This is a genomic window from Streptomyces sp. NPDC021224 (genome assembly GCF_044332905.1).
Taxonomy (GTDB): Bacteria; Actinomycetota; Actinomycetes; order Streptomycetales; family Streptomycetaceae; genus Actinacidiphila.
In genome coordinates, this window is record NZ_JBIRPW010000023.1 from 1 (window position 1) to 12,925 (window position 12,925).

Annotated in this window: 17 protein-coding genes; 10 read left to right on the plus strand and 7 right to left on the minus strand. The window is 71.1% G+C overall.

Translation table 11 applies throughout. The features are described from left to right. Positions 1-7 precede the first annotated feature (7 nt). Positions 8-370 (plus strand): NUDIX hydrolase, encoded by a 363-nt coding sequence (locus tag ACH4PY_RS34165; RefSeq protein ID WP_398192326.1) that lies wholly within the window; start codon positions 8-10, stop codon positions 368-370. Between the two features lie 24 nt (positions 371-394). Here ACH4PY_RS34165 and ACH4PY_RS34170 read toward each other — a convergent pair whose 3' ends face one another. Both ACH4PY_RS34170 and ACH4PY_RS34175 read right to left on the minus strand, forming a co-directional pair. Further along, complete coding sequence (locus ACH4PY_RS34170; protein WP_398192152.1) at positions 395-847, minus strand: ATP-binding protein; 453 nt, start codon at positions 845-847, stop codon at positions 395-397. 237 nt (positions 848-1,084) lie between these two features. Further along, positions 1,085-1,825 carry a GntR family transcriptional regulator gene (locus tag ACH4PY_RS34175; protein WP_398192153.1) on the minus strand — a complete coding sequence of 247 codons (741 nt, stop codon included), beginning with the start codon at positions 1,823-1,825 and terminating at the stop codon, positions 1,085-1,087. A 38-nt stretch (positions 1,826-1,863) separates the two neighbouring features. On the opposite strand from ACH4PY_RS34175, the gene ACH4PY_RS34180 reads away from it, so the two are divergent. From ACH4PY_RS34180 to ACH4PY_RS34190, 3 genes are all read left to right on the plus strand, one after another. After that, a complete protein-coding gene (locus ACH4PY_RS34180) occupies positions 1,864-2,988 on the plus strand; it encodes a DUF1152 domain-containing protein (RefSeq protein ID WP_398192155.1) in 1,125 nt (374 codons plus the stop codon). Positions 2,989-3,069: 81 nt separating this feature from the next. Next, positions 3,070-3,213 carry a DNA-binding protein gene (locus ACH4PY_RS34185; protein WP_398192157.1) on the plus strand — a complete coding sequence of 48 codons (144 nt, stop codon included), beginning with the start codon at positions 3,070-3,072 and terminating at the stop codon, positions 3,211-3,213. Further along, entirely contained in the window at positions 3,213-3,545 is a 333-nt protein-coding gene (locus ACH4PY_RS34190) for a helix-turn-helix transcriptional regulator (RefSeq protein ID WP_398192159.1), read from the plus strand. The genes ACH4PY_RS34185 and ACH4PY_RS34190 overlap by 1 nt, the downstream gene beginning before the upstream one ends. A 21-nt stretch (positions 3,546-3,566) precedes the next feature. Here the strand turns inward: ACH4PY_RS34190 and ACH4PY_RS34195 are convergent, their stop codons facing one another. Both ACH4PY_RS34195 and ACH4PY_RS34200 read right to left on the minus strand, forming a co-directional pair. After that, positions 3,567-3,986 carry a VOC family protein gene (locus ACH4PY_RS34195; protein ID WP_398192328.1) on the minus strand — a complete coding sequence of 140 codons (420 nt, stop codon included), beginning with the start codon at positions 3,984-3,986 and terminating at the stop codon, positions 3,567-3,569. A gap of 105 nt (positions 3,987-4,091) precedes the next feature. Beyond that, a complete protein-coding gene (locus tag ACH4PY_RS34200) occupies positions 4,092-4,619 on the minus strand; it encodes a hypothetical protein (protein WP_398192161.1) in 528 nt (175 codons plus the stop codon). 210 nt (positions 4,620-4,829) lie between these two features. Here ACH4PY_RS34200 and ACH4PY_RS34205 point away from each other — a divergent pair, with 210 nt between their 5' ends. Next, complete coding sequence (locus ACH4PY_RS34205; protein ID WP_398192163.1) at positions 4,830-6,128, plus strand: glycosyltransferase; 1,299 nt, start codon at positions 4,830-4,832, stop codon at positions 6,126-6,128. A 98-nt stretch (positions 6,129-6,226) separates the two neighbouring features. Here ACH4PY_RS34205 and ACH4PY_RS34210 read toward each other — a convergent pair whose 3' ends face one another. After that, positions 6,227-6,397, minus strand: coding sequence for a hypothetical protein (locus ACH4PY_RS34210; protein ID WP_398192165.1), 171 nt, complete (start codon positions 6,395-6,397; stop codon positions 6,227-6,229). A gap of 118 nt (positions 6,398-6,515) precedes the next feature. After that, a complete protein-coding gene (gene phoU, locus ACH4PY_RS34215) occupies positions 6,516-7,196 on the minus strand; it encodes a phosphate signaling complex protein PhoU (RefSeq protein ID WP_398192167.1) in 681 nt (226 codons plus the stop codon). Between the two features lie 241 nt (positions 7,197-7,437). Here phoU and ACH4PY_RS34220 point away from each other — a divergent pair, with 241 nt between their 5' ends. Both ACH4PY_RS34220 and ACH4PY_RS34225 read left to right on the plus strand, forming a co-directional pair. Beyond that, a complete protein-coding gene (locus ACH4PY_RS34220) occupies positions 7,438-8,721 on the plus strand; it encodes a sensor histidine kinase (protein WP_398192169.1) in 1,284 nt (427 codons plus the stop codon). Continuing rightward, positions 8,718-9,398 (plus strand): response regulator transcription factor, encoded by a 681-nt coding sequence (locus tag ACH4PY_RS34225; RefSeq protein ID WP_031525271.1) that lies wholly within the window; start codon positions 8,718-8,720, stop codon positions 9,396-9,398. Before ACH4PY_RS34220 ends, ACH4PY_RS34225 begins: the two co-directional genes overlap by 4 nt. Before the next feature lie 78 nt (positions 9,399-9,476). Here ACH4PY_RS34225 and ACH4PY_RS34230 read toward each other — a convergent pair whose 3' ends face one another. Continuing rightward, positions 9,477-10,103: a DUF461 domain-containing protein gene (locus ACH4PY_RS34230; protein ID WP_398192171.1), complete on the minus strand. Its 627-nt coding sequence runs from the start codon at positions 10,101-10,103 to the stop codon at positions 9,477-9,479. A 627-nt stretch (positions 10,104-10,730) separates the two neighbouring features. On the opposite strand from ACH4PY_RS34230, the gene ACH4PY_RS34235 reads away from it, so the two are divergent. From ACH4PY_RS34235 to ispF, 3 genes are all read left to right on the plus strand, one after another. Continuing rightward, the gene (locus ACH4PY_RS34235) at positions 10,731-11,213 is read left to right on the plus strand and encodes a CarD family transcriptional regulator (protein WP_031525269.1); all 483 of its coding nucleotides are present in this window, start codon (positions 10,731-10,733) and stop codon (positions 11,211-11,213) included. A 337-nt stretch (positions 11,214-11,550) separates the two neighbouring features. Further along, complete coding sequence (gene ispD, locus ACH4PY_RS34240) at positions 11,551-12,279, plus strand: 2-C-methyl-D-erythritol 4-phosphate cytidylyltransferase (protein WP_398192330.1); 729 nt, start codon at positions 11,551-11,553, stop codon at positions 12,277-12,279. Further along, positions 12,269-12,787: a 2-C-methyl-D-erythritol 2,4-cyclodiphosphate synthase gene (ispF, locus tag ACH4PY_RS34245; protein ID WP_398192174.1), complete on the plus strand. Its 519-nt coding sequence runs from the start codon at positions 12,269-12,271 to the stop codon at positions 12,785-12,787. The genes ispD and ispF overlap by 11 nt, the downstream gene beginning before the upstream one ends. The last annotated feature ends 138 nt before the right edge of the window (positions 12,788-12,925 follow it).

A 12,925-nucleotide genomic window follows, 5' to 3' on the forward strand; every position in this document is an offset into this window, starting at 1 on the left:
CGGTCTCGTGCCTGTCCTGTTGCCACGTCAACTCCCACTCAACGCGGACGATCCACGCGATCCAGGAACTTGCAACCGCCCTGGCGGCCGACGCGAGGTGCTGGAAGAGACCGGCATCAAGATCGCCCTCCCGGCGACCCTGACCGGCGTCTACAAGAACATGTCCGGCCTGATCGTCTCGCTCGTCTTCCGCTGCGAAGCGATCGACGGGGATGTGTCGACCGGCCCCGAGACCAGCGCCGTGCGCTGGGCGACCCGCGAAGAAGTCTCCGACCTCGCCGACGAGGCATACGCCGTCCGCGTCCTGGACGCCCTCGACACCGTCTCCCCGCCGGTCGTCCGCGCCCACGACGGGGTGAAGCTCGTATAGCTCGTGTGACCTGTTGGCGATGACTCACTTCGGCCAGGCATCGGTCATGACGAAGGACACGACCGTCCCACCGTGCTCGCCGGGACCCGCTTTCCAGGAGTCGGTGAGCATGTCCACCAGCCACAGGCCGCGGCCGTGTTCCGACTCCTCCATGTGCGGTCGTTGTTTGACCTTCTCGGGGGCTCCCGGGTTGTGCACCTCGACGTGGAGGTCGGTTCCCTCGCGGCGCCACAGCAGTTGGACGCGCATCCCCTCCTCGGTCTCACCGTGGACGATCGCGTTGGTGACCAGCTCTGAGATCACGAGCATGCAGTCATCCATCGAGCAGGTCGGTTTGTGCGGTTCCAGGAAGAAGCGGAACCACCGCCGTACCCTGCTGGCGGCTTCGGGTACGGGAAGGAGCGTCATCGTGCCGTGTGGCTCGTCCGTACAGGAAGCGTTGACGAGGCCATCGTCGAGTCCATCCAGCTCAGGCATGCGGGCTACTCCTTGCCCGCGTCTGTCGCAGCCTGGGCGGAGCCGTAGGTCCCGCTGAAGGTTTCGAGCGATCGTCCACAGGCTGTGGGGACCCGATGTCGTCGGCGTGCAAGGGGAAGAGGGCATGGCTTCCTCGCAGAGATTGCTGACGTCTCCTCAAGTGGCATTGGCCACTTACTGGATAGTGGCATTAGCCACTTGCCTCACGCAAGCGGTTCGCTACGGAAAGCGGCGACCTCACGCCAACGGGTAACCCTGCTCGAAGGCCCAGCGGTCCGGCGGATACGTCGCCTCGGCGAACTCCAAGGGGTGATCCTGCAGGTCGTAGACGACGTGGTGCGCGACAAGCACGGGGGATCCCTGAGGAAGTTCAAGGTCGGCAACCTCTGATTCGGTTGCGATCCGGGCGCACATCCGGTCCTCGGCGTAGCTGCCCTGGCGTCCCGTCTCCCGCTCCACATACAGGAGCGTGCCCTCCGTGATCCGCTCGGCGTCCAGCAGCTTCGGTGCCCGGCGGGCGACGTCCGAGGTGAACCACGAGGTGGACAGGGTGATCGGTCCGGAGTCGTCGTTCGTCACCCTCCGGCGGCGAACAACGCCTTCGGCGGGCCGCAGTTGTAGCGCGTCAGCGACGTAATCCGGCGCTTCCTGCCAGTCCGCCGAGGTGATGACGGCGTACTCCCCAGGGGTGTAGATCCGCCCGGTCTGGCGCGCTCGTCCGTACAGCTCGCGTGCCCGGCGATTGACTTCGAGATTGCGGACGTACGTCCCTGACCCCTGGCGTTTCTCGACGAGTCCCTGGGTGCGCAGGGCTTCCAGTGAGCGTGCGGCCGTGGGCCGCGAGACGTCCCAGTCCGACGCGAGTTGTCGTTCCGAAGGCACCTCGTCGCCCGGACGCAGGTCGCCACGGAGGATCTGATCACGGATGTAGTGCGCGATCTGGAGGTATTTGGGCTGGGCCTCCTGGATCTGCGGCATCGGCTCTCCTTCGGGGAAGTGTCACGCGTCAAGTGGCTATGGCCACCAGCCACTATAGGGTCAGGGTCTACGCTCACGGTGTGACGCGGGTGATCGTGGCAGCGGGCGGTGGGGGTGACGCTGTTGCCGGCGTGGTGGTGAGCGCGGCTCTTTACGGAGCGGGTCCCGCTGTCGTTCTCACGTATGCGTGGGAGCGGTTGATCGTCGATCCCTTGCCGGGGCCGCGGGCGGCTGATGAATTCGTGGGGCTGCGGCGGCTTACGGAACGGGTGTCCGCGGTCGGGCCCGGGGCGCGGGCCGTCCCGCCTGCCGGGTCGACGTTGCCGCGGCTCGCTGCCGAGGTGCCCCACACCTTCGCGCTGCTCGACCCGCACCACGGGGTACAGGGGATGGTGCGGCAGATTCGGGAGGTCGTCGACTGGGCCTCGGCGGAATCCGTGGACATCGTTGATGTCGGAGGGGACATCCTCGCGCGAGGGGACGAGCCGGGGCTGCGGAGTCCGCTCGGGGATGCGCTTGTGCTGGCCGCCGCCGCGCGGGCGGATGTCGGTGCGCGGGTGCTCGTCGCAGGGGCGGGGCTGGACGGGGAGATTTCGGCGGAGGAGCTGCGGCATCGCATGGGGGAGACCGTGCATGCGCTGACCGCCACAGACGTCGAGACGGTCGGGGCGGTGCTGGAGTGGCATCCGTCCGAGGCCACCGCCATGCTCGTGGCCGCCGCGCGGGGTGTGCGGGGGGTGTGCGAGGTGCGGGACGCGGGGCTGCCGATTCCGCTCACCGATGACGCGGCCACCGTCTTCGAAGCGGATCTCGGCGAGGCCCTCCGGCGCAATGAGCTGGCCGGGCGGCTGCTGCACACGACCGGCCTGGACGAGGCGGAGCGGTACAGCCGGGAGGTGTGCGGCTTCTCGGAGATCGACTACGAGCGGCGCAAGGCGCTCCGGCTCGGTCGGCAGGTACGCCGGCCGCTCACCCCGGAGGAGCTGATGCCGCGGCTCGACCGTTTCGAGGTCGGCGCCCGTGCCCGCGGGGTCACGCACACCACCTTCCGGCGGCTCACCGAAGCGCTCGGGTTCGGCGGGGCGCAGCGCGAGGCCCTGCGTGCGATGCTCGTCGCCGCCCGCCCCGACCGGTACGCGGCTCCGCTGTGGAGTGTCCGGTGACTGAGGGCGGCAGAAGCTCGGGCCGCGTGACCAGGGCGCTGGGGGAAAAGGGCCTACTGGCTCACGCACGACCGGCGCATCGTGCTCCTGACCGTGTTCCGGAAGACGCGGATGCGTGAGGACGCGGAGGTGGCGCGGGCGAAGCAGGCCATGAAGGTGTGCGGGACCGAGCGCCACACGGCGCATGACGAGTTCAGCCGGGACATGACGAAGGGAGAGGGCTGATGAACCACTCGCGATGGAGACTCGCTCGCGAACGCGCCGTCACGCAGGGCGGAGCTGAGGCGCCGGAAGTCGAGACGATGCGCACCGAGATCCGCATGGCCTTCGATCTCGGACAGGCCGTCCACGACCGCAGGACCGAACTGGGCATCTCCCAGAGCGAGCTCGCCAGGCGGGCGAGCACGACCCAGCCCCAGATCTCGAAGCTCGAACTGGGCGGCACCGTCCCCACCCTCCCGCTCCTGGCTCGCCTCGCCAAAGCTCTCGACGCGTCACTCAACATCGCTCTCGACGGCGACACCTCGTCCGTCGTGTTCACCCCGCATGCGGCCTGACCTCGACGAAGGCTGGAGGCGTCAGCCGAGCTGTTCCGCCAGGGCGACGATGATGCCGGACGGGCCGCGGAGGTTGCAGAGGCGGTAGGCGGTCTCGTACTGGGCGATCTCGCCGAGGAGTTCGGCGCCGTGGGGGCGGAGGCGGGCGAGGGTGGTGTCGAGGTCGTCGACGGCGAACATGACGCGGTGGAGGCCCAGGGTGTGGGGGGCGGGCGGGGCCGCGGGGATCGGCTCGGGGGAGTGGAAGGCCGTGAGTTCGAGCTTGCCGTGGCCGTCGGGGGTGCGCATCATCGCGATGGTGGTGCGGACGCCGTCGAGGCCGAGCATCTGGTCGGGGCAGGGGCCGGAGAGGTCGGCCTCGCCCTCCAGTTCCATGCCGAGGGCGGTGAAGAAGGCGACGGCGGCCGCCAGGTCGTCGACGACGATGCCTACGTTGTCCATGCGCTGAATCGTCACGGGGGTGCTCCTTCGGTGTCGCGCGGTCCGTTCCGGCTACTCGTACCCCGGGGACGGAGCCGGTGCCGCGTTCTCGACACGGACGGGCGGTCAGGCGGCGGGCGGGTCCTCGCTGCGGAGGCGGAAGGCGGAGGTGACGCCGAGGTCGTGGCGGGCGGCGAGGTAGAAGGTGTCGCGCCGGTCCTGGAGGGCGGTGAAGGCGCGGGTCCAGTCGGCGGGGGTGTCGTCCGGCGCGGGGGTGCGGACGAAGCGTTCGAGGGTCCAGGCGTCGCGCTGGAGGGCGCGGGCGGCGGTGATCGCGTCGGCGTCGCCCATGAGGAGCACGGCTTCGAAGGCGTGGCCGCGGTCCTGTTCGGCCTCCGCGAGCAGGGCGAGGCCGGTGTCCAGGTCGAGGGGCTGGGGGAGGGCGGACAGGCCGCGGGTGGCGGCCAGGCGGCCCGCGATCGAGGTGAATCTCTTGATCGCGTTGGCGAAGCCGAGGTACGCCTCCAGGCGGCGTTCGTCCCAGCGGGTTTCGAGCTGCCGCCGCCAGCGGGCGCCCTCCATACGGGTCGCGCCGACGTAGGACGCCACGGCGCCCGCGAGCACTCCGAGCAGCGTGAAGAGCTGACCCGACACGTTCCCCCCTCCCCTGGTGGTGCCGCTCAGTATGCCCAGGGCGGGGTGCGGCCGTACGGGGGACGGTGGGCGTGTCGGGCGGGGGCGGCGCGGAGTCGGGTGCGCACGATGGGAGGAACCGGCTCGTCACGCGGGAGAGATCGCGGGAGAGATCATGGCCTGTCGCAGGATCGGGCGCCGCGGCGCGCGGCACGTCCCGGGCGGCGGCCGGTGAGCCGCCGGGGCCGGGGCCAGGGCCGGAGTGGGCCGAGCCCGCGCGTCTCCGTCTTCACCCCCAGCCACCAGCCGCGCTTCCTCGACGACTGCCTCGCCTCGCTGCGCCGCCAGACGTTCACCGACTGGGAGTGGGTGGTGCTGCTCAACCAGGGCGCGCGGTGGCGGCCGGAGCAGCCGGACGAGCGGGTACGGGTCGAGGTCGCGGACGACGTCAAGGGGGTCGGCGCGGCCAAGCGGCGGGCGTGCGCGGCAACGCGCGGGGAGTTCCTGGTCGAGCTGGACCACGACGACGTGCTGGCCGCGGACTGCCTCGGGCGGATCGTGGCGGCCTTCGACGCCGATCCGGACGCCGTCCTCGTCTACAGCGACTGCGCCCAGATCCAGGCGGACGGCAGCGCCGACACCTCCCGTTTCGACATCGCCCACGGCTGGGAGTACGAGGACGCGGAGGTGGACGGCCGCGCCGTGCTGAGCCTGCGCTCGCTCGCGCCCGTCCCGCACAACGTCTCGTACATCTGGTACGCGCCCAACCACGTGCGGGCCTTCCGCTTCAACGCGTACGACAAGGTGGGCGGGTACGACGCGGAGCGGGACGTCCTCGACGACCAGGACCTGATGTGCCGGCTCTACCAGGCCGGGCCCTTCCGTCACATCCCGCAGTGCCTCTACCTCCAGCGGGTGCACGCGGACAGCACCCAGCGCGACCCGGAGACGAACGCCCGCATCCAGCGCGAGACGGTCGCCCTCTACGACCGCCACGTCGAGGGCAACGCGCTGGCCTGGGCCGAGCGCGGCGGGCTGCTCGCGCTCGACCTCGGGGCCGCGCACGGCAAGCCCGCCGGATACCTCGGGGTCGACCGGCTGCCGGGGGAGGGCGTGGACATCACGGGTACGCTGCCCGGCCCGCTCGACCTGGCGGACGGCTCGGTGGGGGTGATCCGCGCGGTGGACTTCCTCGGGCAGGTGCCCGACAAGACCGGGCTGATCAACGAGATCCACCGGCTGCTCGCGCCGGGCGGCATGCTGCTGTCCCGTACCCCGAGCACGGACGGCCGCGGCGCCTTCCAGGACCCGACGCACACGGCCTTCTACAACGAGAACTCCTTCTGGTACTACACGGACGACGCCTACCGCCGCTTCGTCCCGGGGCTCACCGCCCGCTTCCAGACGTCCCGCCTGGTGACGTACCACCCGACCCCGTGGCACGAGGCGCACCGCATCCCGTACGTGGCCGCGAACCTCGTCGCGGTGAAGGACGGGGCCCCGCGCTTCGGCGGCCTGCTCCGGGTCTGACCCGGCCGGGACGTGCACGGCAACGCACCGCGCCCCCGCAGCCGGGTCAGCGGCGGCGGGGGCGGCGATACGTCAGGCGGTACGTCGAAAGCGGCGGCTCAGCCGTTGCAGCCGCTGCACTGGCACGGGCCACCGGACTGGCAGCCGCAGCCGCAGCCCGAGCCGCAGCCGCACGCGGCGACCAGCGGGAGCGGGATACGCAGCGGGGCCGCGGCGGTGTCGGGGGCCGACTGGTCGCGTACGGGGGTGGGCGTGGGGGTCTCCGGCATCAGTGCACCCTCCTCGGGCTTGGCCTGCACACCAGTGAAACGGCGCCGCCCCGGGTTCATCAAGGGCGCACTAGTGCACCCCGCTCCCGTGCGCGCGCCCCGCACGCCCCCACCCGCGCTACGCCGACTCGACGTCCGTCGGCAGCGGGGACATCGCGTCCACGTGCTCGCCCGTCACCAGGTAGACGACGCGCTTGGCGACCGACACCGCGTGGTCGGCGAAGCGCTCGTAGTAGCGGCCGACGAGGGTGACGTCCACGGCCGTCTCGATGCCGTGCTTCCAGCGGTCGTCCAGCAGGTGCTGGAAGAGGGTGCGGTGCAGCTCGTCCATGCGGTCGTCGTCGGCCTCCAGCTGGAGCGCGTCGTCGACGTCCTTGGTGATGATGACCTCGGCGGCCTTGGCCATCAGGCGCTGCGCGAGCTGGCCCATCTCCAGGATGGTGCTGTGCAGGTCGCGCGGCACCGCGGAGGCGGGGAAGCGCAGCCGGGCGAGCTTGGCGACGTGCCGGGCCAGGTCGCCGGAGCGCTCCAGGTCGGCGCTCATCCGCAGGCTGGTGACGACGATCCGCAGGTCGGTCGCGACCGGCTGCTGGCGGGCGAGCAGGTTGATCGCCCGGGTCTCCAGCTCGCGCTGGAGGTCGTCGACCTTCTCGTCCGCGCCGATGACGCTCTCGGCGACGTTGAGGTCGGCGTCGAGCAGCGCGGTGGTGGCCCGGCCTATCGCCGAGCCGACGAGCCGGGCCATCTCGACGAGGCCGTCGCCGATGGAGTCGAGTTCCTCGTGGTATGCGTCCCGCATCGCGTTCCTTCCAAGAGCTTCTTCATGAGCTTCCGTGAGCTGGTGAGCGGTCTGTACACACAGTGCACGGGCCGGCACAAGAGGGCTTCTCCTCCACGCTCCACGCTCGTGGGCCACGGAATACCGGCCGCGCACCCGGAGTGAATCACCTCCTACGTGAAGGTGAACTCTTGGCAACGTGCGACCGAGAGGTATCTCTCAGGGCTGTGGAGCGCTTGCGCGTGCCACCTAACCTGGAGCCATGGACGTGAACGCGGCAGTCGCCGCAGCCAGCGCGATAGCCGGTCTGGCGACCGGTGTCATCGCCGTGCTCGCGTTCCGCTGGAGCGAGCGGGAACAGGCCCGCCCGACCCGTACCGCACTGCACACGGAAGCGGTGCTTCCGCCCGGCGTGGACACCGTGCTGTCCGTGCTGCGGTCCTCGGCGGTCGTCCTGGACGAGGGCGACACCGTGGTCAAGGCCAGCTCGGCGGCATATGCCCTCGGACTGGTGCGCGGCGGCAGGCTCGCCGTCGACCAGATGCTGCAGATGGCCCGCGAGACGCGGCGGGACGGCGAGATACGCCAGGTGGAACTCGACCTTCCGCGCCGCGGCGCCGGGCGCGGCGAAGGCCTCGCCGTGTCCGCCCGGGTGGCACCGCTGGGCTCGCGCCTGGTGCTGCTGCTCGTGGAGGACCTCACCGAGGCCCGGCGGATCGAAGCGGTCCGGCGGGATTTCGTCGCCAACGTCAGCCATGAGCTGAAGACCCCGGTCGGGGCGCTCTCGCTGCTGTCGGAGGCCGTCATGGACGCCTCCGACGACCCCGAGGCGGTGCTCCGCTTCGCCGGCCGCATGCAGATCGAGGCGACCCGGCTGACCAGCCTGGTGCAGGAGATCATCGACCTGTCCCGGGTCCAGGACGACGACCTGCTGGACGACGCGGAGCCGGTCGCGGTCGACGACCTGGTCGCCGAGGCCATGGACCGCTGCCGTCACCAGGCCAACACCAAGCAGATCACCATGGCCACCGGGACCACCCCCGACCTGTGCATATGGGGCAACCGGGGCCAGCTCGCGGCGGCGCTCGGCAACCTCGTCGAGAACGCCGTCAACTACAGTCCGGCCCGTACCCGGGTCGGCATCGCCGGACGCCGTATCCCCGCCGGGGGAGGGGATCTCATCGAGATCTCCGTCACCGACCAGGGCATCGGCATCTCCGAGAAGGACCGCGAAAGGGTCTTCGAGCGCTTCTACCGGGTCGACCCGGCACGCTCGCGGGCCACCGGCGGGACCGGGCTCGGCCTTTCCATCGTCAAGCACGTCGCCGCCACCCACGGCGGCGAGGTCACCGTGTGGAGCGTCGAAGGCCAGGGCTCCACCTTCACACTGCGGCTTCCCGAGGCCGGGATCGCCCGCGACCGCGCGCTCCCGCCCGGCACCGATCCCGATGCCGAGGCGGACGCGGAGCCGGCCGACGAGCCGTCGGACGAACAGCTCTTCCAGACCCTCCCCGAACACATCCCCGCTCCGGAGGTCCTTCCGTGACCCGCGTACTCGTCGTCGAGGACGAAGAGTCCTTCAGCGACGCGCTGTCGTACATGCTCCGCAAGGAGGGTTTCGAGGTCGCCATATCCGCGACCGGGCCCGACGCGCTGGACGAGTTCGAACGCAACGGCGCCGACCTGGTCCTGCTCGACCTGATGCTGCCGGGGCTGCCCGGCACCGAGGTGTGCCGCCAGCTGCGGCTCAAGTCCAATGTCCCGGTGATCATGGTGACCGCCAAGGACAGCGAGATCGACAAGGTCGTCGGGCTGGAGATCGGCGCCGACGACTACGTGACCAAGCCCTTCTCCTCGCGGGAGCTGGTCGCCCGCATCCGCGCGGTGCTGCGCCGCCGCGGCGAGCCCGAGGAGATCTCCCCGGCCGCGCTGGAGGCGGGGCCGGTGCGCATGGACGTCGACCGGCACGTCGTGACGGTCGGCGGCGGCAAGGTGGACCTGCCGCTCAAGGAGTTCGACCTGCTGGAGATGCTGCTGCGCAACGCGGGCCGGGTGCTCACCCGTATGCAGCTCATCGACCGGGTGTGGGGCGCGGACTACGTCGGCGACACCAAGACCCTCGACGTCCACGTCAAGCGGCTGCGCGCCAAGATCGAGCCGGACCCGGGTGCCCCGCGCTACCTGGTGACGGTCCGTGGCCTCGGCTACAAGTTCGAGCCGTAGGCCGCGCGGGATTCCGCGTACGGGTAAGGGGCCCGCGCCCATGGTGCGGGCCCCTTACCCGTCACATCGGGCGCGGTGTCAGGAGGTGGCGGTCGCCGTGTCCGACGGGCTCGCGGTGTCCGTCGGGGTGGCGGTGTCGCCCGACGTCTGCGGGGTCTGCGTCGAGGTGGCGGTGTCGGTCGGCGTCGGGGCCTCGGTGGTCGGCAGCGAACCCGGGCCGTACGGCGCGAAGTAGCTCGCGGCCGGCATGACCTGGATCTTCAGCGGGACGGCGCCGGCGCCGCTGAAGGTGAACACCGCGTTCTGGAAGCCGCCGTTCCGGAGCTGCTCCTGACCGCCGCTGATGACCCCGCTGGGGTTGCCCTTGCCGCCGAGCAGCACGGTGCTGTGCGCGGGGACGGTGATGCTGCCGGAGCCGTCCGCGCCGGACAGCTGGGCCGACGGGCCGCTCACGATGTCCACGCTCTTCAGCGTCTGGTCGCTGTCGCCGTTGTTGAACAGCCGGGCGGTGACCGAGGCGGGGCCGCTCGGGTCGGTCAGGACGAAGGCGTTCTGCACCTGGATGTCGCCCTTGGTCGCGGCCGGGTTGTCCGGCTTGACCTTGAGCGTCTCGGCCTCGTTCCCCGCGGCGCAGGCGGCGAGCGAGACGGCTGAGAGGGCGACGACGGCGGCGGCGAGGGCGCCGCGTCGGAAGCTGCGGACCACGGCGGCGGCATCTCCTTGGACGAGGACTGACGGCCTGGCCGGCTGTGGCGGGCAGCCGGTTCGGCAGGATCGGACGATCTTCCAGCGGCCTAAGATTACCGAGCCCCGGTATCGGCCGCGCACCGGGTGTCCCCTCGGTGACAGTCCCTCACCCGAGCGGTCGTGTCCGCGGGTCGGAGGATGGCCGGATCCCGACGTCATCGGGCCGCCATCCGGTACACGCGCGCAACGCGCCCGCAATGTATTCCGGCATTACCACGGTGTGATTACCGGCGGGTCGCCGTGACACGGCGGGACGGGGGGATTTCCGTGATCGCCGCGCAATTGGATCTTCAGCCGCGTCTTCGGTGCCGTGAACCCGAACGGAGTAGCGAAGATCCACTCGCCGGGGAGCGACAAATCCGGACGTATCACCCAGTGTTCGGCGGCCGCCGCGGCCTCGGCGGTGGTGATTCCGGCTCCCCGCATACCCGCTCCGACCTGCGAATACCGGCTGTCCATGGCACCCTCCAGCACGTTCCGGGGGCGCTTGTCAAGCCCCGAGATATGCCCTGACCTGCGAAAACGCCATTCAGATGAGGGCGTTCCCGTGTTACCCTGGATAGCCACGGAAGGGGTACCTGTCACATGACGTTCAAGGTTGGCGACACCGTGGTCTATCCCCATCACGGGGCCGCGCTGATCGAGGCTATCGAAATTCGCCAGATCAAAGGCGTGGACAAGACCTACTTGGTGCTCAAGGTCGCCCAGGGCGACTTGACGGTGCGCGTACCCGCGGACAATGCGGAGTTCGTCGGCGTGCGCGACGTTGTCGGTCAGGACGGGCTGGATCGGGTCTTCGAGGTGCTGCGCGCGCCGTACACCGAGGAGCCCACCAACTGGTCCCGTCGATACAAGGCAAATCTGGAGAAGCTCGCCTCCGGCGACGTCATCAAGGTCGCGGAAGTCGTCCGTGACCTGTGGCGGCGCGAGCGCGAGCGCGGCCTGTCGGCCGGCGAGAAGCGCATGCTCGCCAAGGCGCGGCAGATCCTGGTCAGCGAGCTCGCTCTGGCGGAGAACACCAACGAGGACAAGGCCGAGGCCCTGCTCGACGAAGTCCTCGCGTCGTAAGACCGTCCCTTTCCGGACGTTCTCGTGTCACGTCCACTCCAGCGCCCACCCACGCTGCCGTGACGTACTGACTTACGCAGACGCACCCCGGGCACCCTCCGGGGACACTGCCGCGGCACCCGGCCCAGCATCACGGCCGGGTGCTGCGGCATGCGCGGCCGGGCGCACGCGGCGGCTGAGCGGGTGAGCACAGCTGCCGCAGCGCGTACGCCGAACCAGGCGTCTGCGGACCCGCAGAGCGCTACGGTCTTCCCCAGGACTTCACGGAAGGGGTCCTGGTGGGGAGACCGCGCCCTGCAACCACCCGGGACATCGCCCCGGGCGCACCCCCCAAGCGATACCCAACTCATACAAGGACACAAACCTGCGTACCGCAGCCGTCATTCCCGCCGCCGGACGTGGCGTCCGGCTGGGCCCCGGGGCGCCGAAGGCGCTGCGCACCCTCGGCGGGGTTCCCATCCTGGTCCACGCGGTGCGCGCGATGGCGCGCGCCCGCGCCGTCTCCGTGATCGTCGTGGTCGCGCCGCCCGACGGCGCCGCCGAGGTCCGGGCGCTGCTCGACGCCAACGGGCTGCCGGAGTCCACCGACATACGGGTCGTGCCCGGCGGCGCCGAACGGCAGGACTCCGTCCGCCTCGGCCTGGCCGCACTGCCCGACGACGTCGACGTGGTGCTCGTGCACGACGCCGCCCGCCCGCTGGTGCCCGTCGAGACGGTCGAGGCCGTCGTCGACGCGGTACGCGGCGGGGCCCCCGCCGTGGTGCCCGGACTGCCGCTCGCCGACACCGTCAAGAGCGTCGACCCGGACACCGGAGCCGTCACCGGCACACCCGCCCGCGCGCTGCTGCGGGCCGTCCAGACCCCGCAGGGCTTCGACCGGGAGGTGCTGGCCAAGGCGCACTCCTCGGTCTCCGGCCCCGTCACGGACGACGCTGGCATGGTCGAACAGCTCGGCATCCCCGTCCTCGTCGTGCCCGGACACGAGGAGGCCTTCAAGGTCACCCGGCCGCTGGACCTCGTCCTGGCCGAGGCCGTACTCGCCCGCAGGAGGGCCAATGGCCACTGAGCCCCGCGCCGGGGAGGCGCCTTTCGCGCCGCTGCCCCGGGTCGGTGTCGGAACGGACGTGCACGCCTTCGCGGCGGGCCGCGAGCTGTGGTGCGCGGGCCTGCACTGGGAGGGCGCCTCGCACGGGCTCGCCGGGCACTCCGACGGGGACGTGGCCGCGCACGCCGCGTGCGACGCGCTCTTCTCCGCCGCCGGGCTCGGCGACCTCGGGGCGCACTTCGGCACGGACCGGCCCGAGTGGGCCGGGGCGTCCGGGGTCACGCTGCTCGCGGAGGCCGCGCGGATCGTCCGGGAGGCCGGATTCACGATCGGCAACGTCGCGATCCAGGTGATCGGGGTCCGCCCGAAGATCGGGACGCGGCGCGCCGAGGCGGAGGCGGCTCTCGCCGCCGCGGTGGGGGCTCCGGTGTCCGTGTCCGGCACCACCACGGACGGGCTCGGCCTCACCGGCCGCGGCGAGGGGCTTGCCGCCCTGGCCACGGCGATGGTCCTGCCGCCGGCGTCCTGAGGCTTCGCGCTACCGCGCGGGGCGCCCCTGAAAACAAACGGGTGCCCCGCGCGGCAAGCGCGTCCTCCACGCCGGTGGATGCCGCACCGGTGGATGAATCGGCGTCCCCGTGGTGTTGACGGACCGAAGCCCAGCCCG